This window comes from Paraburkholderia sp. D1E, assembly GCF_052682275.1.
In genome coordinates this window covers 3,588,010-3,612,048 of record NZ_JBQYMB010000001.1, presented here as the reverse complement: position 1 = coordinate 3,612,048, position 24,039 = coordinate 3,588,010, and the positions used below count along the sequence as shown (strand labels likewise).

General features: G+C 62.9%; 21 protein-coding genes and 1 pseudogene. 13 read left to right on the top strand and 9 right to left on the bottom strand.

Translation table 11 applies throughout. The features are described from left to right. The first annotated feature begins 27 nt into the window (after positions 1–27). From ACUN0E_RS16230 to ACUN0E_RS16185, 10 genes are all read left to right on the top strand, one after another. On the top strand, positions 28–2,031 hold the full coding sequence (locus ACUN0E_RS16230; protein ID WP_445567243.1) for a type II and III secretion system protein family protein: 2,004 nt from the start codon (positions 28–30) through the stop codon (positions 2,029–2,031). A 23-nt stretch (positions 2,032–2,054) separates the two neighbouring features. After that, a complete protein-coding gene (locus ACUN0E_RS16225; protein WP_445567242.1) occupies positions 2,055–2,348 on the top strand; it encodes a hypothetical protein in 294 nt (97 codons plus the stop codon). A gap of 45 nt (positions 2,349–2,393) precedes the next feature. Further along, complete coding sequence (locus ACUN0E_RS16220; protein WP_445567241.1) at positions 2,394–3,596, top strand: AAA family ATPase; 1,203 nt, start codon at positions 2,394–2,396, stop codon at positions 3,594–3,596. A gap of 56 nt (positions 3,597–3,652) precedes the next feature. Then, positions 3,653–5,038 carry a CpaF family protein gene (locus tag ACUN0E_RS16215; RefSeq protein WP_408335269.1) on the top strand — a complete coding sequence of 462 codons (1,386 nt, stop codon included), beginning with the start codon at positions 3,653–3,655 and terminating at the stop codon, positions 5,036–5,038. Positions 5,039–5,072: 34 nt separating this feature from the next. Beyond that, on the top strand, positions 5,073–6,050 hold the full coding sequence (locus ACUN0E_RS16210) for a type II secretion system F family protein (protein WP_445567240.1): 978 nt from the start codon (positions 5,073–5,075) through the stop codon (positions 6,048–6,050). A gap of 64 nt (positions 6,051–6,114) precedes the next feature. Then, on the top strand, positions 6,115–7,083 hold the full coding sequence (locus ACUN0E_RS16205; protein WP_408335272.1) for a type II secretion system F family protein: 969 nt from the start codon (positions 6,115–6,117) through the stop codon (positions 7,081–7,083). Positions 7,084–7,112: 29 nt separating this feature from the next. Next, positions 7,113–7,631: a TadE/TadG family type IV pilus assembly protein gene (locus ACUN0E_RS16200; RefSeq protein WP_408229753.1), complete on the top strand. Its 519-nt coding sequence runs from the start codon at positions 7,113–7,115 to the stop codon at positions 7,629–7,631. Position 7,632: 1 nt separating this feature from the next. Beyond that, positions 7,633–8,262, top strand: coding sequence for a TadE/TadG family type IV pilus assembly protein (locus ACUN0E_RS16195; protein ID WP_445567239.1), 630 nt, complete (start codon positions 7,633–7,635; stop codon positions 8,260–8,262). Between the two features lie 47 nt (positions 8,263–8,309). Next, the gene (locus ACUN0E_RS16190) at positions 8,310–9,647 is read left to right on the top strand and encodes a VWA domain-containing protein (protein WP_445567238.1); all 1,338 of its coding nucleotides are present in this window, start codon (positions 8,310–8,312) and stop codon (positions 9,645–9,647) included. A gap of 5 nt (positions 9,648–9,652) precedes the next feature. Continuing rightward, entirely contained in the window at positions 9,653–10,369 is a 717-nt protein-coding gene (locus tag ACUN0E_RS16185) for a methyltransferase family protein (RefSeq protein WP_445567237.1), read from the top strand. On the opposite strand, the gene ACUN0E_RS16180 is transcribed toward ACUN0E_RS16185, so the two are convergent. From ACUN0E_RS16180 to ACUN0E_RS16150, 7 genes and pseudogenes are all read right to left on the bottom strand, one after another. Next, positions 10,366–11,544 (bottom strand): MFS transporter, encoded by a 1,179-nt coding sequence (locus tag ACUN0E_RS16180; RefSeq protein WP_445567236.1) that lies wholly within the window; start codon positions 11,542–11,544, stop codon positions 10,366–10,368. The two genes, ACUN0E_RS16185 and ACUN0E_RS16180, sit on opposite strands and share 4 nt — an antisense overlap. Beyond that, positions 11,541–12,095, bottom strand: coding sequence for a DeoR/GlpR family DNA-binding transcription regulator (locus ACUN0E_RS16175; RefSeq protein ID WP_445567235.1), 555 nt, complete (start codon positions 12,093–12,095; stop codon positions 11,541–11,543). The genes ACUN0E_RS16180 and ACUN0E_RS16175 overlap by 4 nt, the downstream gene beginning before the upstream one ends. An 88-nt stretch (positions 12,096–12,183) precedes the next feature. After that, a pseudogene (locus ACUN0E_RS16170) lies at positions 12,184–12,312 on the bottom strand (DeoR family transcriptional regulator); the annotation flags it as partial. Between the two features lie 156 nt (positions 12,313–12,468). Then, positions 12,469–12,918: a copper chaperone PCu(A)C gene (locus ACUN0E_RS16165; RefSeq protein WP_408508882.1), complete on the bottom strand. Its 450-nt coding sequence runs from the start codon at positions 12,916–12,918 to the stop codon at positions 12,469–12,471. A 36-nt stretch (positions 12,919–12,954) separates the two neighbouring features. Next, positions 12,955–14,466: a PepSY-associated TM helix domain-containing protein gene (locus ACUN0E_RS16160; protein WP_445567234.1), complete on the bottom strand. Its 1,512-nt coding sequence runs from the start codon at positions 14,464–14,466 to the stop codon at positions 12,955–12,957. A 135-nt stretch (positions 14,467–14,601) separates the two neighbouring features. Beyond that, the gene (locus tag ACUN0E_RS16155) at positions 14,602–16,980 is read right to left on the bottom strand and encodes a TonB-dependent receptor (RefSeq protein WP_445567233.1); all 2,379 of its coding nucleotides are present in this window, start codon (positions 16,978–16,980) and stop codon (positions 14,602–14,604) included. Between the two features lie 82 nt (positions 16,981–17,062). Next, positions 17,063–17,464: a DUF2946 domain-containing protein gene (locus ACUN0E_RS16150; protein ID WP_408508879.1), complete on the bottom strand. Its 402-nt coding sequence runs from the start codon at positions 17,462–17,464 to the stop codon at positions 17,063–17,065. A gap of 287 nt (positions 17,465–17,751) precedes the next feature. Here ACUN0E_RS16150 and ACUN0E_RS16145 point away from each other — a divergent pair, with 287 nt between their 5' ends. After that, positions 17,752–19,923, top strand: a complete 2,172-nt coding sequence (locus ACUN0E_RS16145; RefSeq protein WP_445567232.1) for a tetratricopeptide repeat protein — start codon at positions 17,752–17,754, stop codon at positions 19,921–19,923. On the opposite strand, the gene ACUN0E_RS16140 is transcribed toward ACUN0E_RS16145, so the two are convergent. Both ACUN0E_RS16140 and ACUN0E_RS16135 read right to left on the bottom strand, forming a co-directional pair. Then, positions 19,913–20,389, bottom strand: coding sequence for a GNAT family N-acetyltransferase (locus ACUN0E_RS16140; protein WP_445567231.1), 477 nt, complete (start codon positions 20,387–20,389; stop codon positions 19,913–19,915). The two genes, ACUN0E_RS16145 and ACUN0E_RS16140, sit on opposite strands and share 11 nt — an antisense overlap. An 80-nt stretch (positions 20,390–20,469) precedes the next feature. Next, positions 20,470–21,426 carry a LysR family transcriptional regulator gene (locus tag ACUN0E_RS16135; RefSeq protein WP_445567230.1) on the bottom strand — a complete coding sequence of 319 codons (957 nt, stop codon included), beginning with the start codon at positions 21,424–21,426 and terminating at the stop codon, positions 20,470–20,472. Positions 21,427–21,530: 104 nt separating this feature from the next. On the opposite strand from ACUN0E_RS16135, the gene ACUN0E_RS16130 reads away from it, so the two are divergent. Beyond that, the gene (locus ACUN0E_RS16130; protein WP_445567229.1) at positions 21,531–22,646 is read left to right on the top strand and encodes an aryl-sulfate sulfotransferase; all 1,116 of its coding nucleotides are present in this window, start codon (positions 21,531–21,533) and stop codon (positions 22,644–22,646) included. A gap of 30 nt (positions 22,647–22,676) precedes the next feature. Beyond that, positions 22,677–24,005 carry a uracil-xanthine permease family protein gene (locus tag ACUN0E_RS16125; protein ID WP_408229797.1) on the top strand — a complete coding sequence of 443 codons (1,329 nt, stop codon included), beginning with the start codon at positions 22,677–22,679 and terminating at the stop codon, positions 24,003–24,005. The last annotated feature ends 34 nt before the right edge of the window (positions 24,006–24,039 follow it).

The window sequence follows — 24,039 nt, the reverse complement described above, 5'->3', positions numbered from 1 at the left end:
AAAAGCGGCACATAACGGGGGTAGGACATGAACGCCAGAACCAATCAGCGCGCTTGCGCGCCGCAGGATCCGCTCGGCCCGCGCAAAGCGAACGCGCGCTCGCCACGCGGCCGGACCCGGATCGCCGAAGCTTGCACCTGCGTGGTGGTCGGACTGTATCTGTCGATGCTGCCGGCGGCGCAGGCGGCCGGCCAGAATATGGCGGGCAATGTGCCGGGCCTGCCGGACATGCCGCTTATCGTGGCGTCAAACGGAGCCGTGCATCTGACTATTGCCGCCACAGGCATAGGCGGCGGCACGTCGTCCGGCGGCGCGGCGCAAAGCAGCCGTGGGCCGAATTGCAGCGGCCCGGTCGCCGAACATAGCTCGGTCACGATCCCGGTCGGCAAGTCGGCGATGGTCGACTTGCGCGAGCCGGTGCGGACCCGCACCGTCGGCAATCCGTCGATCGTGCAGGCGATGCTGGTGTCGCCGCAAACCCTTTATCTGCTCGGGACGGATGTCGGCACTACTAATATGATCGTGCAGGGCCGCAGCGGCTCCTGCACGATTATCGACGTGAGCGTCGGCGCGGACCCGGGCGGTCTGCAACAGACGCTCACCGCGCTGATGCCCGAGGAAACTGAAATTCAGGTCAAAGCAGCCGCCGATACGCTGGTGCTGACCGGCACGGTTTCCGATGCGGTTAAAGCCGAGCGCGTGATGGAGCTGGCCCGCGCCTTCGTGGCCCGGCCGACCGCCGCGTTGCAAAGCAGCGCGCCCATGGGAAGCGGTCCGCTGCCCATCGGCACCGCGCCTCGGGCAATGGGTGCGCCTGCGCCATCGCTCGGCTGGGCGGGCGGCGAACGCATCATCAACATGATGCGTGTCGCCGCGCCGCAGCAGGTCATGCTCGAAGTGAAAGTCGCCGAAGTCTCGAAGACATTGATCGATCAGCTTGGCGTCGCGGCCAACATCCAGGGCGGCATTGGCAGCTGGAGTTTCGGCTTGCTGGCCAATTATCTGTCCGGCGGATTGAGTGCGTTGACCGCCTCGAAAGCGAACAATCTGCCGCTCAACCTCGCGGTCGACGCGCAGAAAACCGATCAGCTCGTGAAGATCCTCGCCGAGCCGAATCTGATGGCGATCAGCGGCCAGGAAGCGAGCTTCCTCGCAGGCGGCAAGGTCTACATTCCGGTGCCGCAAAGCAACGGCTCGGGCGGCACGACGATCGTCCTGCAGGAAGAGCAATACGGTGTCGGCCTGACCTTCACGCCGACGGTGCTCGAAGGTGGCCGTATCAATCTCAAGGTGTCGCCGGAAGTGTCCGAGCTGTCGTCGACCGGTGTGGTGGTCAGCGCGGGCAACTCCAACACGACGTCGATCCTGCCGCTGATTACGACGCGACGCGCCTCGACCACGCTGCAGGTGTTCGACGGTCAGAGCTTCGCGATCGGTGGCCTTTTGAAGAGCAACGTGACCGGCTCGATCAAGGGGCTGCCCGGCGCGGCGGAACTGCCGGTGCTCGGTGCGCTGTTTCGCAGCACCAGCTACGAGCAGGACAAGACCGAGCTGGTGTTCGTCGTGACGCCGCGTCTCGCCAAGCCGCTGCCGCAGCACTATCCGCTGCCGACCGATGGTTTCAACGATGCCAGTGAAGGGAACGTGTATCTGACCGGCCATATGGAAGGCACGAAGCGCAGCGCGCCCGCAGCGGGAGCTTCGGCACCGGTGGCGCCTGGCGCGCCCATGGCACCGGCCGCGCCCGCGACACCCGCAGCGATTACGCAGACATCGGTAATCACTACGCCTGTCGCAACGCCGGCCTCGTCCACGCAACCCTTGCAACCCACGCAACCCACGCAACCCGCGCCGGGTCCGAACGATAGCGCGGCAGCGCCGATGGCGGCGACCGCTCCAACCCGACCATCGGCGGCAAGCGACGGCGGTGTACCGCAATTGCTCACAGTCGTAAAGCCCGATGTGGCCCGCGACGCCACGCTCGCCGGCCAGGTATCGGCGGCCGGCACCGACTCACACGCCGCGCGCTGATTCGCGGCACATTGGAGATCGACATGACATCCACCAGGACACTGATCCGCGCCGCCTTGTGCGCGGGCCTGAGCACCGCGCTCGCCGGCTGCCTGACCTCGACGCCGCATTGGGACGCGACGTTCGGCGACTCGCTCAACCAGATCAAGGAAATGCAGACGCTCAATCCGCAAGCTTCGGCCAATACCGACCCGGTTGCGGGTATCGACGGCGTGGCGGCCGCCGCGGCGCAGAAGAGCTATGCCAAATCGTTCACGGCGCCGCCCGCGCCGACCAATAACTTCACGATCGGCATCGGTTCGTCGAGTAGCTACTGAAACAGCGCAGCCAGGCGGCTCGGTTCGAGCCAGCGGAGACAGACCATGATCGACACCCTCCTGATTTCGTCCAGTACCGAGCGCGGGCCGCAGATCGCCGCGCGTCTCGAAGCAAGCGGCATTGCGTTCCGGTTGCGTACGCTGCACGGCAACGCGAAGCAGTTGCGCGTGCACGCCGCGGCGATCAAGAACGCCGATCTGCTGATCATCGACGATGCCGAGTTGACGCCACGCGAACTGAGCGGCGTCGAGGAGGCCCTGTCGCACACGCCGAATCTGCATTGCATGCTGGTGACACCTGCGCCGTCGACCACGTTGCTAATGGCGGCCATGCGCGTTGGCGTGCGGCACGTGCTGTCCTGGCCGCTCGACGAAGCGGAACTTGCCGATGCGCTCGCGCATGTTTCGGCGAAGAAAAACGCGGGCATGCGCCGTGATGGCCGTGTGATTTCGTTCACATCGTGCAAAGGCGGCAGCGGGACGACGCTGATCGCCGTGAATCTCGCTTATACGCTTGCGGCGCAGCGTGACAAGCGCGTGCTGCTGATCGATCTGAATCAGCAGTTCGCCGACGCAAGTTTGCTGGTGGCCGACAAACCGCCGCCCGCGACGCTCGCCGACCTCTGCGCGCAAATCGACCGGCTCGACGCCGCTTTCTTCGAAGCCTGTGTGATGCACGTTCACGCCAATCTCGATGTGCTGGCCGGCGCGGGCGACCCGGTCAAGTCGGGCGAGCTGCGCGCCGCGCATCTGGAGCGAATCCTGACGCTGGTACGCGAGCAATACGACGCGGTGTTGATCGACGTCGGCCAGAACATCAATCCGCTTGCCATTCATGCGCTCGATCACAGCGACTCGATCTGCATGGTGGTGCGGCAGAACATCCTGTATCTGCATGCCGGGCGCCGCATGCTCGACATCTTCAAGGAACTCGGCTATCCCGCGAGCAAGGTGAGGATGATCGTCAATCAGTACGACAAGAACGCGCGCATCGATCTGCCGACGCTAGAAGAAACACTCGGCGCGAAGGTCACGCATCACCTGCCGCGTGACGAGAAGCAGGCCACCGAGGCGCTCAACCACGGCGTGCCGCTCGTCACCTCGGCGAAGGGCGGGGCGCTCGCTCAAGGCATCGCGCAACTGGCTGAGGTGCTGTGGCCGCGGCCTGTCGTGGTGCGTAAGAACGTGCTCGGGCGCCTATTCCGTGGCCGGCCGAATGCGCCGCCGCAACTGAAGACCGGACACTAAGCCTGGCTCGGCCTGACTGAGCCGGGTTGTCATCGAAAAAGAAAGCGGAGAGCACCATGTCATTGCGCGAACAGTTGATGATGCAAAACGGCACCATGCCGTTCGACGACGCCAGCGGCGGCACCGCGGCGGCAGCCGGCATCGCGGCCGAAAGCCTCGCGGCGCGGCGCGCATACCAGCAACTCAAGATGAACATTCATCAGGCGATCATCGATCGGGTCGAGCTCGACAAACTACAACGCCTGTCGCCCGAACAGATCAAACGCGAACTTGCGCAACTGGTGGAACGGATCGTCGACGAAGACAAGATTCCGATGAACGAACTCGAGCGCCGTCGTCTCGCGCAGGACGTCCACGACGAAATGGTCGGCCTCGGTCCGCTCGAACCTTTGCTCAACGATCCGACCATCTCCGACATTCTTGTCAACACGTCGCAGCACGTGTACGTGGAGCGGCATGGCCGTCTTGAACACACCGACGTGACGTTCTATGACGACGCTCATCTGATGAAGATCATCGAGCGCATCGTCTCGCGCGTGGGCCGCCGGATCGACGAATCCACGCCGATGGTCGATGCGCGCCTGCCCGACGGTTCGCGTGTCAACGCAATCATTCCGCCCTCGGCGATCGACGGTCCACTGGTCTCGATTCGCCGCTTCGCGGTGAATCCGCTGACGGTCACCGACATGGTGAACAACCAGAGCTTTACGCCGGCCATGGCGCAACTGCTCGAAGCGCTCATCAAGGCGAAGCTGAACGTGTTGATCTCGGGCGGCACGGGCAGCGGCAAGACCACACTGCTCAATCTGCTGTCGGGTTTCATTCCCGGCGACGAACGGGTCGTGACGATCGAAGACGCGGCCGAATTGCAGATGCGTCAGGAGCACGTGCTGCGGCTTGAAACGCGGCCGCCGAACATTGAAGGCAAGGGTGAAATCTCGCAGCGCTCGCTGGTACGCAATGCATTGCGGATGCGCCCTGACCGTATCGTGCTCGGCGAAGTGCGCGGCGCTGAAGCGCTCGACATGCTGCACGCAATGAACACCGGCCACGAAGGCTCGATGGCTACGTTGCACGCCAACACGCCACGCGACGCGTTGACGCGGCTCGAGAACATGGTCGGCATGGCCGGTCTGACGATGCCGATCAAGGCGATCCGTCAGCAGATCGCCTCCGCGATCACGGTAGTGGTGCAGGCCTCGCGTCTGACCGACGGGCGCCGCAAGCTAATGAGCATTCAGGAAGTCACCGGCATGGAAGGCGATGTCATCAACATGCAGGAAATCTTCACGTTCAAGCGGACTGGTGTCGACGAACACGGAATGATCAAAGGGCATTTCTGCGCAACCGGTGTACGGCCGAAATTTTGCGACCGGCTGGCGGGCTTCGGCATTGCCTTGCCGGATCAGATGTTCGATCCGGCAAGGCGCTTCGAGGTGTGAGCATGCGGTACGCAACAGCGTCAAGGAGACGGACATGAACACATCGCTTATCGGCTTTGCGGTACTTGCGTTTCTCGCGATCGTGCTGCTGATCGAAGCCGTCTATCTGTTCTGGAGCAGCCGTCATGGCACGGCCGTCAAGCGCATGGACGAGCGCCTCCGGGCGCTTTCGGCGGGCGGCAATATCAGCAAGGAGCAGTTGTCGATCCTCAAGCAGCGCCTTCTGAGCGAATCGCCGTTTGTCATGCGGTTATTGCTGCATGTGCCGCGTGTGCACGCGCTCGACCGCCAGTTGCTGCAGTCCGGGCTGCGCTGGTCGGTAGCACGCTTTGCCACCTATACGCTGCTGTGCGCGCTCGCCGGCGCCGTGCCGGGGTTCCTGATGCAGACACCGGCTTTGCTGACGGCGGTTCTGGCAGGCGTGCTGGGCCTATTGCCCGCCATGATCCTGCGCCGCAAGCGCGCGAAGCGCGTGCTGCAACTCGAACGCCAGTTGCCCGACGCAGCCGATCTGATCGCTCGTGCGCTGCGCGCCGGCCACTCGTTTCCCGCCGCGCTCGGCATGGTCGGCGAAGAACTGCCCGATCCGCTCGGCGGCGAATTCGCGCTGGTGTTCGACGAGGTCAACTACGGCGTGTCGATGAACGACGCGCTCCTGAATATGGTGAACCGCGTGCCGGTCGACGATCTGCGCTACTTCGTGATCGCCGTGCTGATCCAGCGGGAAGCGGGTGGCAATCTGGCAGAGATTCTCGGCAGTATCAGCAGCATCATTCGCGAGCGGCTGAAGCTGCTCGGCAAGGTGCGCGTGCTGTCGGCGGAGGGGCGCTTGTCGGCCTGGGTGTTGGGTGTGTTGCCGTTTGCGATTCTCGGCCTGCTGTCGATGCTCAATCCTGGCTACATCAACGTGTTCTGGCAAGACCCGGCGGGCGTGCACCTTGCCACTGTCGCGCTGACGATGATGCTGTTCGGCATCTTATGGATGCGCAAAGTCGTGCGTATTCATATCTAGCCCACGGGTTCCATCGGTTCCATCTGTTTGAAAAAAAGAGGAGCGCGGGCCCCGCCCGCAGACCATGAAAACAGAACAGATCGTCATGCTGGGGGTGATGTTCCTGATCGTATTCGGCGCCGCGCTGAAAGCGATGATGCTGCTGAAGCCCGATCCGGTGCAACGGCGTATCGAGAAAGTCGGGCATTCCGGCGCCATGAATCACGCCGATGCGGAAGACGACGCCGGCGCACAGAAGAGCTGGGTCGAAACCGTCGCCAAGGTGTCCGAACATGTCGCCAGGCTTTCGCTTCCGAAAGACGACTGGGACAAGTCCGCGCTGCGCCTGCGTTTTGCGAACGCGGGCATTCGCACGCCGTCCGCGCCGGCCGTCTATTTCGCCGCCAAGACGCTGCTGGCGCTCGTTCTGCCGGCTGTCGCACTGATCTTTCTTGGCAACAGCTTCGATGCTGACAAGCGGATATGGCTGCTGCTGACGGAGTTGGCGGTGTCGGCGGCCGGCTTCTATTTGCCGAACCTGGTGCTCACGCGCCTGATCGGCAGTCGCCAGCGCAAGCTGTTCGAAGACCTGCCCGACGCACTCGATCTGATGACCGTCTGTGTGGAGGCGGGCCTCGGGCTCGACGCGGCGATGACGCGTGTCACCCAGGAAATTGGCGTCAAAAGCCACGCCTTGAAGGACGAGTTCGACATGGTGCTGCTGGAATTGCGTGCTGGGTCCGGACGCGACAAGGCACTGCGCAATCTGTCGCTGCGCACCGGCGTCGAAGATATCGACACACTCGCCGCGATGCTGATCCAGGCGGACCGCTTCGGCACCAGCGTCGGCGATTCGCTGCGCGTTTATACCGACAACCTGCGCACCAAACGGCGCTTGCGAGCTGAAGAGCAGGCTGCAAAGATCGCATTGAAACTGCTCTTTCCCTTGATGTTTTTCATTTTTCCGACGCTTCTGGTTGTGCTGATCGGGCCGTCAGCGATCCAGGTCGCGCGTCAGTTGTTCCCCACCATGACCGCCATGTCAGGTGGCTGAGCGATTGCGATCCCGGATAAGGAGGTCAAGTGAATACCACCCCGAAACCCCAGTTCCTGAAGTCCAGGCAACGGGACAAAGCACGCAGGCAGCGCGGCGTAGTCACGGTCGAATTCGCGCTGCTCGCGCCGCTGTTGCTTCTGCTGCTGTGCATCGCGATGGACATGGGCATCGCGCTATGGGTCAATCTGACGATGCAATACGCAGTGCGGGAAGGCGCGCGTTACTCGGTGACGGGGCAAAGCAACCTCGATCCGAACGCGACCAATCAGCAGCGTTATCTGGCGATCGTGCAGGAGATCAGGAACAGCTCGATGGGTCTCTACTCGCTCGTCTCGCCGAGTTACGTGATCACCATCAACGGCGCAACCCAAACCTACAACACGCAAACGAGTTACAGCACCGGCATGTTTGGTAATCCGGGCGACATCGTCGTGCTGCAGATCAATTGCATCTGGCCGCTGCTGACGCCGCTGGTCAAGCCGTTCTTTGCCAATGGCAAGTTCAGCTTCAGCGTCGCGGCGACGATGCGTAACGAGGGCTTCTGACATGCGCACACGTTCCTTGCGAAGAAGCCGCCACGCAGCCAGAGGCATCGTCAGCGTGGAAATGGCGTTGTTGCTGCCGATGCTGGTTGCACTCGCGCTGCCGGTGTACGACATCGCGCGCAACATCCAGGCGCAGATGATTCTGATCAACGTGAGCCGCGAAGGCGCGAGCCTGTCGTCGCGCGCGTCGCTCACGTATCCGATGCAGACCATCATGTCGTCGCTGACCTCGACTACACCGCCGCTGAACATGGACGCGCACGGGATGATCTACATCACCGAGATCATGGGCAACAACAACTGCGATAGCAACGGCAACAACTGCACGGGCGTCGTAGTCGCCCAGTATCGCTGGAACGGCGGCAATTATTTTCCGGCGAGCCAGTTGTGGAGTTGCGGCAGCAGCGGCACACGCTGGGCGACCGATGGCACGGGCAGTTGCAGCGGCATTCCGGCGGCGGGGACCACGTCGCCGGTGGTGAACCTGCTGCAAGGCAAGCTCTCCGATGGTCAGATCGCCTATGCGGTCGAGACGTTTTATCTGCAGACACCGCTGATTGGCTCATTGAATCTGGGCAGCATCAAAACACCAGCGCTTTCGCCAAATCTCTACGCGATGACGGTGTTCTGATTCAGACAGGAATGGATCCAAATAAAAAACGCAAGCCGGGGGATGCAATGAAAAAAATAGCGGTGCATAAAGGGCAGAAGGGCTCGGTCAGCATTATCGTGGCGGTGTCGCTGGTTGCGTTGCTGGGCATTATCGGGCTCGTGGTGGACTCCGGCTTCGGCTACATGATCAAGGCGCGGCTCGATGCCGCCACCGACGGCGCGGTGATCGCGGCCGGTGAAGCGGTCACACGCGGCAACAACCAGACGCAACAAACCGCGAACGCGCAGCAGGCGGCCACCGCTTTCTTCGCGGCAAATTATCCGACGGGTTTTCTCGGTTCGAGCGTAGCGGCGGGTACGCCGTCGATTGTGTTCAACGCGGGCACGGTCACGATCGGCATGACGGCACAGGCGAGCGTGCCGGTCACGTTCATGCAGACGCTTGGCTTCAAGGTGCTGAACGTGAGCGCCTCCTCACAGGCGATCCGCAGGACGCTGGATATGGCGTTCGTGATCGATAACACCGGTTCGCTCAACACGTCCGGCGTGCCGGCCGCGGTGCGCTCGAATGCGGTGGCGTTCCTGAACAATTTCGACGTGACGAACGATCGCGTGGCGCTAATGCACTTCGCGTACGGCACGGTGGTTGATGTGCCGTTCAACGGCAATGCACGTGGCTTCGACCGTGCGACGATGACCACGGATATCAACAACTACACCTTCAATGGCAGCACCAACTCGGCTGAAGCGATCTGGAATGCGCGCAACCAGTTGAATACGGTGATCACGCAGCCGTCCAGTTTGCGGGTGATCGTGTTTTTCTCGGACGGCGCGCCGAACAGCTTCTCGTCGTTCTTCACGACGAATCAGAGCGGCTGCAATAACAAGGCCGGGACGATAGCGAGCCCTGACAGCGCGGGCACAATGTCCGGGCTGTACAGCATGACCGCGCTGAATCAGGCGCTGGGGTCGCCGTGCTTTCAAAGTAACGTCACCAGGCTCGTCACCGCGATGCCGAAGTGGTACAACGCGCACAACGTCAACGAGCAGATTTTCCCAGTCTGGCCGGTGACCGCGCCGCGCGCCGTGCCGAACGGCAACATCACCTATGTGAACGTCAATCGCGCCTCGCGCAATCTGCTCGAAGCGATGGCGGCGCAGGCGCGCATCGAGGGCACCTATGTGTTCACGCTGGGCTATGGACCCGAACTCGTCGCGCCGGCCGGGCCGGACAACGAACTGGGCGAGGACGTTCTCAAGTGCATGGCTAACACGCCGGATTCGCTTGCCCGGTGCTACAACCCGAAACAGCCTGTCGGCGTGTTTTGCTACGCCGCGACGCCGGCCGATCTGAAGCCGTGCTTCTCGCAACTGGCCTCGCAAATTCTCCGCATTTCCAGGTGAGCGCCATGACACCCACGACATCCTTGCAAGATCTGCCGCTCGCTCTCATCGCTATGGACGCTGCGGCTGCCTCCCCAGCATTCGCAGCCGATAGGGTCGCGTCCACCGGCTTGCGCCACGCGTTGGTGGAAATCGCGGCCCGGCTCGGCGCCACGACGATGCTGAGTCTGTTCGCCTACGCCGCGATCATGCGGTGGTGCGCGGCGCCGTCGCGGATCACGTTGCTCCTGCTGGTGCTGGCCGCGTGCGTGACGGTCGGTTTGTCGCTGTTCTCGCGTGCGCCGATGAAACGCGACTGGCGGCCGCTCGCGTTCATCTTTTCGATGGGCGGCACGTATTACTTTCTGGCCGTACGCCTTTCGCCCGGCGCGCAACTTGTGCCGGAGACAGTGGGTGCGTCGTTGCAGTTGCTGGGCATTTTCTGGCAACTGTTCGCGAAGGGGTCGCTCTCCCGCTCGTTCGGCATCTTGCCGGCCAATCGCGGTGTTGTATCGCGAGGCGCATATCGCTTTGTGCGACATCCGATGTATCTCGGTTACTTCATCGCCGACATCGGCTTTCTGCTGGTGAACTTCGGTCTGCAGAACCTGCTCGTGTATGGCTGCCAGTTTGCACTGCAGGTGGGCCGAATCGTGCGGGAAGAACGGCTTCTATCGGCGGACGAAGGGTATCGGACGTACAAGGGGCGCGTACGTTATCGCGTGATCCCAGGCGTGTTCTAGGCAACGCTCGCGCTGCGCACCGCTTTACCGCCCGCCAGGCAGACGATCATGGTGGCCACCACGAGCACGCATAGCGCCACGCGTAAGCCGAGCAAGCCCGCGCCGAGTCCGATCAACGGCGGACCGACCAGGAAACCGGCATAACCCGCCGTGGCCGCCATCGAAACACCGACAGCAGGTGTAACGGTCGAGCGGCCCGCCGCGCTGAAAATCACCGGGACGATATTCGCGAGGCCGACGCCGACCATCGCGAAACCCACGCAAGCCATGAGCACGCTGGGCAGGCTCAGCACCAGCGCGAGTCCGGCCGCCGCGAGAAGGCCGCCGAAGCCGATCACCCTGCTCGAACCGAAGCGCCGTACGGACACATCGCCGACGATGCGGCACGCCGCCATCGAGAACGCGAACGCGGAATAGCCGACCGCCGCGACGCTGGCCGCTGCACTCAAGGTGGCGCGCAAATACACCGCGCTCCAGTCGGCCACGGCGCCTTCCACCATCATGCAAAGGAACGCGAGCAGGGCAAGTTTCATCACCTTGGCGTTGGGCAACGCAAGGCCACCGGAGGACGCGGCCGCGCGCGGACCGAGATCGCGCAACGCAAGCACCGCGGCGGCGACCATGAGGATGGCGATGAACACGTCTGGCAACACAAGACCGCCGATTACGCCGACGCCGCCTTTCTGGATCATGGCGCCCGTCGCCGCGCCGAGCAGGCCGCCCGCACTCCACGCCGCGTGAAACGAGGACATGATTGGCGACTTCCATTGTGTTTCGATCGTGCTGGCGTGCCCGTTCATCGATACGTCGAGCGCGCCGTTCGCCGCGCCGAGGGCGAGGAGCATGATAAACAGTGTGGCCAGGTTCGGTGCGAACGCGGGTAGCGGCAGCGCCACGACAAACGCCGCGCCGAGCAGCGCCGTGGCCCGGCCACTGCCGAAGCGCGGCGCCAACTGTCCCGCCAGCGGCATGGCTACGATCGCGCCCAGCGCAAAGGCGAACAAAGCGATGCCCAGCGAGGTGTCGCTCAGCGACAGGCTTTCCTTGATGCGCGGCACCTCGACCGCCCAGGCGCCGATCCCGAATCCGTTGGCGAGAAACACACCGAGGGTGGCCACACGCTCCTTGAGCGGCCTCGTGGCCGGCAGCACGAACGGCTTGGCGAGTGTTTTCATGAGCACGCCACCATCACGTTATCGCAGACCGCTTCGAGCAGGGCACGCCGCTCGGCCGTCACATCTGGTTCGACGAACAGATAGTCCACGGCGGATGCCGGTGCAACGGAAAACGGCGCGGTGGTCATCAGCTTTTCCGACGTCATGGCAATCGCCACCTGGCTGCTTGCTTTTACCATCGCCCGTTTGAGTTCGGCCTCTTCGACGTCGAACGCGGCGAGTCCTTCATCTGGATCGAACGCGCAGGCGCCGAGGAAGCAAAGATCGGCCTTGATCTGCTGGATCTGCAGCAAGGCGGTGGCGCCGGCGGAGCCGGCCGCGCTCTGGGCGATGCGCCCGCCGATCAGAATGATGTCGAAGCCCGGCCGGTTGAGAAGGCGTGCACACACCTCCGGCGAGTTCGTTACGACGGTGAGATCCGCATTGTCCGGGAGCGCCGCAGCGATGGCGACATTGGTCGACCCGGTGTCCAGCAACACGATCTGCTTCGGCCGGACGATGGACGCAGCGGCGGCGGCAAGATGAGCCTTGCGGTCCACCGCTTCGCTCATGCGGAAGCTCCGCACTTTTGCCGGAAGGCGAGATCAGCAGGGCGCCGCCGTAAACGCGCTTGCAATAGCCCTGTTCGGCGAGCTCGCGCAGGTGACGGCGGACCGTGTGTTCGGAGGTCTGGAATTCAGCCGCGAGTTCGGACGCCAGGACGCGGCCCTGCGCCCGCAGCCGTTCCAGAATCAGCCGCTCCCGTTCTTCGGGCAGAAGCCCGTCCATTGCGTCCTGTCGCGTTCGTTGCATGACGTTACCTTGCCTGATTGCAAATCGATCATAATCGAGCAAAATATATCGTAAACGAGCGATCGCTGCAAATGACCGGCTGGACGGGGTATTCGAACGATTTTCAGGGCCCTTCGGTCGACATCCGGACCATCACGGGGCCATCGTGCCCGCGCTTTTTACCGTGCAAGCCGCGGTGACTTTTTCGCCGTCGCCGAACGAGAACGTCAGCGGGATCGTCGTGCCGATCTTGAGGGGCTGTTTCGGATGCTCCAGCATCACGTGATAGTTGCCCGGTGCGAAGGCGAGCGAGCCGTGCGCGGGCACGGCCACCTGATCGACCATTGCCATCGACGACGTGCTGCCCTGGCTTTGCGTCTGATGCAGCATGGCCATGCCGAACGCATCGGAGCCGACAGCGACGAGATTGACCGGTTGGTCGCCCGTGTTGCTGACCTTGAAATAGCCGCCCGATGGCAGATCGCCCGGCAACGCACGGATCCAGCAGTCCGATACGTGCGCGGTTGCCGCGGCGCCCGCGAACGCCTGCATGGATGAACCGCACAGCAACGCGGCGAGTAGAAGTTTGCGGGGTATCTTCATGATGTGCTCCTTGGTTTTGACTGCGGGAATGAGGCTTTAAGCAGGTTGCCGCGTGGTGCGGCCAAAAAACGTGCGGTCGGCGAGCCATACCGCGAGTAGCGTAGCGCCCATCAATGGGAAGACGATGCCGAGCAGAACGAGGCCGGTTTTCCAGCCACGCATCGGCGGTGCGGCACGTTCGCGCGACGGTGCGCCGAGCGAGCGCTGCGGCCGCCGCTTCCACCACATCACGAAGCCGGTCACGGCCATCCCCGCGAGCCCAAGCGAAATCACGGCGCAGAGAATCTGATTGGCGAGGCCGAAATAGCGGCCCATATGCAACGATGTGCCGTACGACACAGCTTTGGATATCGCGCCGTAGTCGCCGTAACGGATGTCTTTCAGCACCGCGCCGCTGTATTGGTCGATGTACAGCGTACGTTCGTCTTTCGGATCGGCCGGGAAGTACGAGACGGTGTAGACCCCCGTAGCGGAGGTGGGCAACACGATGTCGTAGCCGCGCGGGACACCGAGCGATGCGACCAAAGCGACGATGCGTCCAAGCGGTAGCGTGTGGGCCGCGAGGGCATCGGCGGATTGCGGCACCGGCGCGTTGCCGACGGCCCATGGCGTGAGCGGCAGCGGCAGGTCGTCCATTACCATGCCCGGCATTGAGTCCATGTTCGCCTGGTGCGCGTCGTGCTCGTCGTGTTCATTGGGTGATGCATGCGCCAACTGCGTTTTCGCAGGCGTTGCCGCCGTGCCCGCCTGCGCATCGGTGTGCACGCCTGGCAGTACGGAGCGCAATGGCAAGCCACCCCAGGATCCCGGCGGCGCGCCGAGATTGGCGGCGGTCGCGAGCGCCTTGAACTGCTTACCCCACGAACCTGTCCAGGGCAGACCGCTCAGCACGAATACGAGCGCGCCGAGCGCGAGCCAGATACCCATCACGGCGTGAAGGCTCTTCCAGAACGGGCGTCCCTGTAGCGAGAAACGGGGCACCAGCGCCGCGCGTGCAGTAGTTTTTTCGCGCGGCCACCAGAGCGCGACGCCGGTGCCGATCATCACCAGCGTCCAGCATGCGGCCAGCTCCATCAGCAATTCGCCTGGCTTGCCGAGCAGCAGCTTGCGGTGAAGCATGCGGTCCACCTGCATGAAGCGGCGCTCGACGCTCAGCGTGCCCAATACTTCGCCGCTGTACGGGTTCAGATAGACGCTCTGTTTTTCGCCGTCGGCGAGACGAAAAATGAACTCGGTGCTGCGGTCCGGTGCGCGCGTGATGGGCGCGGTCACCGCACGCGCATTGGCCGGCATGGCCGTACGGGCTTTGGCAAGCAATGCATCTTCGGTCAGCCTGGGTGCAGCTTGCGGTTCGACGATCAGACGGTGCGGGTAAAGCAGCGGCTCGATTTGCGGCTGGAAGCAATACAGCGTGCCGGTGATCGCAAGCACGACCAGGAACGGCATCACAAAGAGACCCGCATAAAAATGCCAGCGCCAGAGCGTGCGGTAGCCGGCGCTCGCCGTGCTTGCCGCCGAGGTCGTGCGTTGAGCGGTGGTGGTGGACATGGAATCCTCCTGAAACAGATAGTGGGTCGATCGGTTTGCGCAGCGATGCACGCGCTGGTTTGCCGCTCGCGAGTGCATCGAGTGCATCGACTACGAGGCGAGTGAAAATGGCGCGTGCCAATCGCGTGTTCGCGTTCACATGCGCAGCTTCGCTTCGACGTAAAACGTGCGGCCCGGATAGGGGTGATAGACGAAGTAACGCGCGTCGAACAGGTTGTCCACGCCGATCCCGACTTCACTCAGCTTTGTCGGCTTGAACGTGAACTTCGCATCCGCAACCGTGTACGAACTGGTGCCGCCGAATACATTGGGATTCGTGTCGGTGTTGGTGAGCGTGTTGTATTCGCGGCCGGAATAACGCGCGGCCAGTGTGAGCGCCGAGCGTTCGTCGATGTGATACGTCACGGCGAGATTGGCGCGCCACAACGGAATCCGATAGAAGTACTTGCCGACGGTCGCCGGGTTCTGTGCATTCGCGATGATCTTCGACTGCGTGTACGCCACGCTCGCCAGCAGATCGAGGCCCCGTATCAACACATCCTGTCCGGAGTAGCTGGTTTCGACGCCACGTGAGCGCACCTTGCCGATGTTCTGGAAGTTCGTCACGTTCGGAATCACGGTCGTATCGGTCTGACTGAAGATCGTGTTCTTCACGTCGTCCTGAAACAGCGAGAAGCGGAACACGCCATTCCAGTGCGCCCATTCGGCGGTCAGCTCTTTCGAGAGGTCGTCCTCGGGCTTCAGATTCGGATTGTTGTTGATGATCGACGAGCCGTTGACTTGCCCCTGGAACATCTCACCCACCGTCGGAAAGCGATAAGCGCGGCCAATGGAAGCGCGCAAGGTCAGATCGTCGGTGACATCGAACGACAACGAGGCTTTCGGCGAAAAGTGATGCTGATTTGCGTCGCTGTACGGAATGGCTTTGCCGGGCAGCGCTTGCGAGCCGCCGTAGGCTTGCCAGTCTTCATACCGTACGCCATAGACCAATTTCCAGCGCGGCAGGAAGTGCCATGCATCCTGCGCATACAGCGCCTGAGTCTGCGTTTTGCCGGCGAACGCATTGGCAAATGACGTGGCCGTTCCGTCCCGCCAGTTCAGCGTGTTGTAGCTCTCGTTATCGAGGAAGTAGTTGTCGTAGTGATAGCCGAAGCTCAGCGCGTGGTTCGTCCACCCCGCTTGCGGCGTGACGGGCGTGTAGGTGGTGCGCAGATCGAGCGTTTTCCAGCCGGTGCCGTCGCCGAAGATCACCGTGCCGGGGCCGTTGCCCGGCGCCCCTGAATTCGCGGTGCGCGCCACGCTATTGCCGATGTCGTAATACGAAGCGATCGCTTCGCCGTTCCAGCCGGTGGCGTTGCGGGTCTTCAGCGTGACGCCGTACAGCCAGTTCTCGCTGTGGCCGAGACTTGGGGCGAGCGCAGCCGCCGGAATCGTGTATTCGTAGCCGTCTATCGCGACCTTGCCGCTGTATACAGGGTTGCCGTTCGCGTCGCGCAGAAAACTCGATGTCGTGCTGTTATAGGTCTGGTGCCAGTAGCCGAGCGTAAAGGCGGCCTGCAGTGTCGGCGTGAAGTCGTACTGCATCTTCAGCTTGAACTGGTCCTGCACCGTATGTTCGATCCCTTCGCCGCTCACGCCGAGTACCGCGGTCGGCGTATTGGTCTGGTTGTTGTAGAAATACGCGCCGGTCGCTGGCGTGTCGCCGGCTTTCGCGGGCGTGCCGGACTTGGCGAGCGTGGCGAATTGCAGCGGCTGGCTCGTGTTCTCCAGGTGATTCACGCCCAGCAAATAGGAGAATTTACCGATCCGGTCGCCGATCGACGCGCTCGCTTCGCTGCCGTTGAAATTCTGATTCACGCCGAACAGGCTGAAATGCTGGGTGAAGGCTTTGACGTCCGCGTCGGTTTCGAACTTCTTCGGCATGCGGGTGCTGATGAGCACCGTGGCGCCTAATGAATTGCCCGGATAGAGCGCGGAAAACGGCCCATAGATCACGTCGACCTGCTGGATCTCGTCGGGAAACACCATCGACCAGCGCGGCGGAAACGAATAACTATTGCCAAGCAGATTGCTGAGCAGCAGACCGTCCGCATAGACGAGGCCGCGCGCGCTCTGCGTGTTGCTCGTGCCGCGTACGGCGATGATCGAATTCAGATCGCCGATAAATCGCTTGCGCACGGCGAGGTTCGGCATGTACTTCAACACGTCTTCGGTGTTGACGATGTTCCAGTTGTCGAACTGTTCACGCGTTACGGTTTCAACGGAGGCCGGCAGGTTAGGGTCGACCGCGCGCGGGGTGGCGACGGCATTCGCGGTGACACTGACAGCGGGCAGCGTGGCGTCGGCGGGCGCGTTATCCGCGTAAGCCGGGGATGAGATGAATGCCAGCGCGAACGCCGGAACTAACACAGGCAGACAAACCGGAAAATACGACAGCGGCCGCCGACCGGATGTAATGCGCCTGGCGCCGCGGCGGGCGCAAAAGGGCAGCCTTCGCAGAGGGAAGTTGAACATGAACATTTCCTTGATGCATTGAACAGGCGATCGCGCGCCCCTCAGCAGGTGCGACGAGATGCGCGATCAGGAACAACAGCGATCAGGAAACGGCAGGTGGGTCTCTTGGGCGTCCGGATGGGAACGCGCCGAGCGGCGTGAAGCGGGTGGAGAGGGCGGCCGGCGCGGTGCCGGTCAGCGCGAGCGCGGCCGACGGTTCGACGGCCGCGACGCTCGGCATGGCGACGTGATGTTCGAGCAGGTGGCAGTAACCGCATGCGCCGAAGGCGTCGTCGTGGCTTAGATGGACGGGCGCCGGGCTGGCGGGCGTGGACTGGCTCGCGAGGCTCTGATTAACCGGCTGTAGCGCCGAACAGAGCGCGGCGAAGGGCTCGTGCGCGCGGTTCGACACCAGCATCTGACTCACGACCGGCGCGAACACGACGAGCCACATGGCGATCAGGCCAAGCCATGCGGTCATGCGGTTGCGGGAGCGTAGAGTCATGATGGTCAAGGTAAAGACGCGGGCGATTCTAGCACTGCCGCGCGGTCTTTTCTCGTGTGATTCCGTTTATTGCATTGGACATAGCGGTGGATTAGACGCCCGAAACCCGCTCATTTCCGGGCGTTACCGCCTGTCCGTTTCCCTTAAGCTGCGTGGTACATGTTCGGCTTTCCATGCCGGCGTTCCGGCATGCCCGTGTCAATGCGCGGATACACGGCACGCCGGACAGGGCGTGAAACATGCGATTGACCCGGCCTGAACGCCGCCGACTCCAGCTATGACGACTCATGACACCCACGCAGACGCGCGCATCCTCGATAACCGACATTAATCAGCAAGCGGCGTCGCTCTGCTCGGCTGGGCAATTCGCCGAGGCCTGGTTGCTGGTGAAGCCGGTCCTCGAACCGCGCGCCGAGGTATCGGAAGACGCGCGGGCGGATGCGTTGAATATCGCGGGGGCCTGTTCGTATGCGCTGGGGAAGTTGTCGGACGCGGAAACCTATTGGCGCCAATGCCTGCGCGCCAAACCCGGCTACGCTGAGGTGTACAGCAGTCTCGGCATGCTGCTCAAATCGCTCGGGCAACTGTCGGCGGCCAAAGCGGTCTACCGGCAACTGGTCGCGCTGCGGCCCGATCAGGCCGACGCGCACAATAATCTCGGCATCGTGCTCTACGGGATGGGATACAGGGACGAGGCGGAGGCGGCCTATCATCAGGCGGTCGCGATCCGTCCCGACTATGCCCAGGCGCACTACAACCGGGCCATCGTGTTGCACGAACTGCGCCGCCTGCACGAAGCAGAGGTGTCCTATCGCCAGGCGCTGATCGGGCTGCCCGAGCACGCCGAGGCGCACAACAATCTGGGCAACGTGCTCATGGAACTCGGGCGCGTTGCCGAGGCCGACGCCGCTTACCGGCAGGCGCTGACCATCAAGCCTCAGTATCCCGAGGCGCTCAATAACCTCGGCAGTGTGCTGAAGGCCGCGCATCGTCTGCCTGAAGCAGAACTGGCATGCCGGCTCGCGCTGGCCATTCGTCTGGATTACGCAGAGGCGCACCTCAACCTCGGCGCGGTGCTGGCGGATCTCAAGCGTTTGCCCGAGGCCGAAGTGGCCTACCGGGACGCAATCTCGCATCGCCCGGACTATGCGGAGGCGCATTACAACCTCGGGCTCGCGCTGTTCAATATGGAGCGTCTGCCGGAGGCCGAAGCGGCTTACCGGGAGGCGATTCGCTGCCGGCCCGACATCGTCCAGGCGCACAACAACCTGGGCTGCGTGCTTCGTCTGCTCGACCGTTTGCCCGAAGCCATTGAGGCCTTCGCACAGACGCTCGCGCTTCGTCCCGATCTGGCCGAGGCGCACTACAACGTCGGGACCGCGCTGGCGCAACTCAGGCGGCTGCCCGAAGCCGAAGCCGCTTACCTTCGGGCGCTCGCATTACGTCCCGATTACGGCGACGCCAGATTCGGTCTGGCCGTGATGGTGCTCGGCATGGGCCGCTTTGAGGAAGGCTGGCGCTTGTACGAGTGCCGCTACGACCAGCCGGGTTTCGTGCATCACAAGACGCGCGCGATGTTGAGCTGTCCGCAGTGGCAAGGCGGCACGCTTGCCGGCAAGTCCCTGCTGGTCTGGCAGGAAGACGGGCTCGGCGATATGGTTCAGTTCAGCCGCTATTTCGCCTTGCTCAAGGCACAAAGGGCCGCCCATATCGCTTTTGCGTGCGTGCCCGCTCTGCACCGTTTGATGGCCTCGGTGGACGGTGTCGACGCCGTGCTCGATCACGACACGGCAATGGTCCGCGTAGCCGCGTCCACCTATGACTGCTGGACGAGTCTGCTGAGCGCGCCGTTGCATTTGCGTACGACTCTCGAGACGATTCCGCGCGCGGTTCGACTCACGGTCGAGCCGGCACTCGGCGAAAAGTGGCAGCCGATGCTCAAGACCATGCCGCCCGGCCGCAAAATCGGGCTGGTCTGGAAGGGCAATGCGAAACATCATAACGACGCGAACCGGTCGATACCCACGCTGGCCACGCTCGCGCCGCTCTGGAGCGTGCCGGGCCTGAGCTTCGTGAGTCTGCAAAAAGGTCAGGGCGAGGATGAGGCGCAAAACCCGCCCGCCGGTCAGCCGCTGCTCGAGCTCGGCTCGGCGGTGAACGATTTCGCGGACAGCGCCGCGATCATCAAGCAGCTCGATCTGGTGATTTGCGTGGATACGTCCACGGCGCATCTGGCCGCGTCGCTAGGCAAACCGTGCTGGGTGATGTTGCCGGAGAAAGACATCGACTGGCGCTGGATGCACGAGCGCAGCGATTCGCCCTGGTATCCGCACACGCTGCGGCTGTTTCGCCGGGAGACGGGTGAGGGCTGGTCGGTGAGCGTCGAGCGAGTGCGGCAGGCGTGTATGGAGCGATTCTCCGCCGACCATGCTGCCGAAATCTGCAGCGCTAGAAAATGATCTTGTAACCTTCGTGGCTGGCCACGAAGCCGAGTTTTTCATAGAAGCGGTGTGCGTCCGGACGACCCTTGTCGGTGGTGAGTTGCACGATTGCGCAGCCGCGTGATTGGCACGCCGCAATCGCCCATTCGAACATGTGCTGGCCGATACCCGTGCTGCGATATGCCGCGGCGATCCGAACGGCTTCGATCTGCCCGCGCCATGCACCTCGGCGAGCGATGCCGGGGATGAACGACAGTTGCAGTGTGCCGATCACGGTCTCTTCGTCGACGGCAACAACGAGCTGCTGATTCGAGTCCGCTTCGATGGCCTTGAACGCGGCAACATATCGTTCGTCCGACGGGTTGCTGATCGTCTCGCGCTGGCTGCCGAGCTTATCGTCCGCTAGCAGGCCGATGATGGCGGGAAGATCGGCGAATGCCGCGGTCCGGAAAGTAATGTGTTCCATGGTGGGGTTGTGAGTCATGCCGCTATGAGGGATACAAAAGTATAGCGCTGTGCCCTAAGTCCTAACGGATCGTGCCGAACCGGATGTCTTCGGATTCCTCATTTGACACGCTGTTGACGCTTGCGGCCCGCTTGCGCCGAGGTGTGGAACTGGCTCTCGGTCACCTCGATCGCGTGGCCGAGAAACTGCAGGAACATGCTCATCGCGACGGTCGTGGTCAGGTCCGAGCGTTGATAGAGGCAACTGAACGACTTCGCGCCTGCATCAGCGAGCGGAGTCCACGCGAGCTTCTGCAGCGTCACGTCCTCCGCCACATTCTCCGCAATCAGGAAGCCGATACCGACATCGTTCGCCACGAGCCGGCGCACCATCGAAACCGAACTGGTCTCAACCAGCGGACGTGCCTTGCGCTGTTCCCGGTGGTCGATCTGATCCACCATTGCCCTCAATTCCGTATCCGGTGTCATGAGGATGAGTGGGTAGTCGAGACAGTCCCGCAGCCGGGGCCGCTTGCCGAGTTTCGTCAGCGGATGTCCCGGTGCCGTGACGAGCCCGAGATGCTGCGAGAAGGCGCGCACTTCCACGACGCCGGGCGGCGGCTTGCGGCGCAGTCCATAGCCGATGTCGGCTTCGCCGGTCTCCACCCACTTGAGAATGCTCTCGCCGTTGCCCGAGCGCACGCTGTAAGTCACCCCCGGATAGCTTTTCATGGCCGCCTGAATAGCTTCGGGCACCAACTGCTCGGCGGACGAAGGCGACACCGCCAGGTTGATATGCCCGCGACGCAGCGAGCGCAGATCTTCCACCTGAGTCATCGCGTTATCGAAATCGCGTTGCCCGCGCCGCACCGCAGCAATGATGATTTCGCCGGCCGTGGTGAGTTGCATGCCGCGCGGCAAACGGTCGAAAAGCGGCGAACCGACCTGCTCTTCCAGGTTGAGGATTTGCTGGTGCACCGCGGCTGCGGTGAGGTGCAGCGATTCGGCCGCTTTGCGGATCGAACCGCGTCTGACCACCTCGTCGAAACAACGGAATGTCTGCGATATTGGACGCATAAATCGAGCGTATGGTTTTTCCATACGGGCCGTTAAGAATAATCAGGTTTTATTGACAGGTCGGATAGCCTAGATTTCGCTTCATCATCTTAACGGAGCGAACCGTGACCACGACAGTCGATCAAATTACCCAGCGGCGCCGCGGCGTTGGCCTCATTGCTTACGATCCGAAGGCGTCGGCCGGCGGCTACACACTCATTGCTCCGCAAACGGCGGGCGGCCATGTCTATCTCGTCGACATGGGCGGCGCAGTGGTTCACGAGTGGAAGATGCCCGTGCGGGCCGGACGCCACGCGGTGATTCTTCCCAACGGCAATCTCGGCTACAACGGCAACCATGCCAGATCGGAAAACCGTTACGCGCCGTGGTCGATGTGGCATGGCGGTGATTTCTCCGAAGTCACGCCCGCGGGCGAGGTGGTCTGGCATTACGAAGATCCGGCGCATCACCATGACGCGCAGTGGCTCGCCAACGGCAATCTGCTTTACGCCGCGTGCGCGCCGGTGCCGGCTGGATTTGCCGACCGCGTGCCGGGCGGTACGGCGCACGGTCCCGACGAAGTCATGTACGCCGACGTGATCCGCGAAGTGAATCGCGCCGGCGAGCTGGTGTGGGAATGGAAGGCGTGGGAACACCTTAACCCCAAGGACTTTCCGATCGCGTCCGGCTTCGGCCGGTATCACTGGCCGCTCGTGAACGGGCTTGGCGTGAATGCGAAAGGTGAGGTGCTGATGAGCTTGCGCACCACGTCGGGCATTATCGCCGTCGACCGCAAGACGGGTGGCGTCACGATGCACATTCCGCCGAGCGTGGTGTCGCACCAGCACGCACCCGTGGCACTCGCCAACGGCAACATTCTCACGTTCGACAACGGCAATTTCCGCACCGGTGCGCACGTGGTTTTCTCGCGTGTGCTGGAGATCGATCCGTCGAACAACGAGGTGGTGTGGTCGTACGCCGACGACATGGTGAATGCGTTCTACAGCGCTTTCATGGGCAACGCACAGCGACTCGCCAACGGCAACACGCACATCACCGAGTCCGCGACGGGCCGCCTCTTCGAAGTGACGCCCGCGGGCGAGGTGGTGTGGGAGTATGTGATTCCCTGGTTCGGCGAATACCCGGACGAAGCGGCGCGCAAAACCGGCCCCGGCCAGTTGAACAGCGTCTTCCAGACCTTCCGCTACAGCCGCGAGCAATTGCCGTGGCTGCGCGCCTGAACGCCGCGTTTTCGATCCCTCGGGGGTAACGTGAATCCAGACCCAGCCACACATAGTGTCGATGCACGCTTGCCCGCGTGGCAACTCGTGCTGTTCGGCTTGCAGCATGTCCTGTCGATGGCGGCGTCGCCCGTTACCGCGGTTTTTCTGGTGTCGAGGATGTTGTCGCTTTCGTCAGACATGACCGTGCATCTGATTGGCGCGACCTTCTTTGCCTGCGGCGCAGGCACGCTGTTGCAATCGCTCGGGGTGGGGCCGATCGGCTCGCGGCTGCCTTTCGTCATGGTGCCGGGCGGCGCGCCCGCCATGCTTTTCGCCGTCATTGCCACGCAGACGGATCTGCGCACCGCCGCGGGCGCGACGATCCTCACCAGCCTGTTCTACTGGCTCGTACTGCCGGTATTCGCGCGCTGCCTGCGGTTTTTCCCGCGTGTGGTGGTGGGAACGATGCTGTTGCTGGTGTCGGTGAGTCTCATCAAGATCTATGCGGGCATCATCGTCGGCCAGCCGGGAACGCCGGGCTTTGCGCAGCCGCAGTCGCTTGGCCTCGCGCTACTCACGATCGTGGCCACCCTGGCCGTGGCGCGACTGTTCACGGGCACGGCGGGGCGCCTTGCCGTGCTGATCGGCCTCGCGATCGGTACGGGCGCAGGCTGGGCAATCGGGCTGATGCCGGCAGGCGGCATGTGGGGCGCTCCGCTCTTCACACTGCCGACGCTGCTGCCCTTCGGTATGCCGCGCTTCGACCTGCTTGCCGCGCTGCCGATGCTGATCTTCAGCGTCATCTCGATGGCCGAGGCAACGGGGCAGACGGTTGCTGTCGGCGAGATCACCGGCAGGAAGATCGACATGCGCCGCGATGTGCCAAGGACCATTCGCGGCGATGCGGTGGCGTCGTTGCTCGGCTCGCTGCTGGGCACCTCGCTCATCATCACGAGCGCGGAGAATATCGGCGTCGTGCAGACCACCGGCGTGCGCTCGCGCTATGTGACCGCAACGGCCGGTGCGATGCTGATGGTCATCGCGCTGTTTGCACCGCTGGGCCGCTTTGCTTACGCGATCCCCGCACCGGTGGTGGGCGGCACAGCGCTGATCGTATTCGCGATGATCGGCGTGATGGGTGTCAGTCTGCTCGGCAAGGTCGACCTGCATGCACGCGGCAATCAGTACACGCTCGCCGCCGCGCTTGTTGTCGGGCTGATACCGGTTCTGGTTCCGAACGTGTACGCATCGTTCCCCGGCTATTCGCAGATCGTATTGGGCAACGGCATGGCGGCGGGGACGCTCACCGCCATCGTCGTCAATCTGTTTTTCGGCACTTGGCGCCTCAGGTCCGCGGAGAAGATCCAGACAACCTGATGTCCGGCTTTTATTGCATCTGATCGCGCTTCAC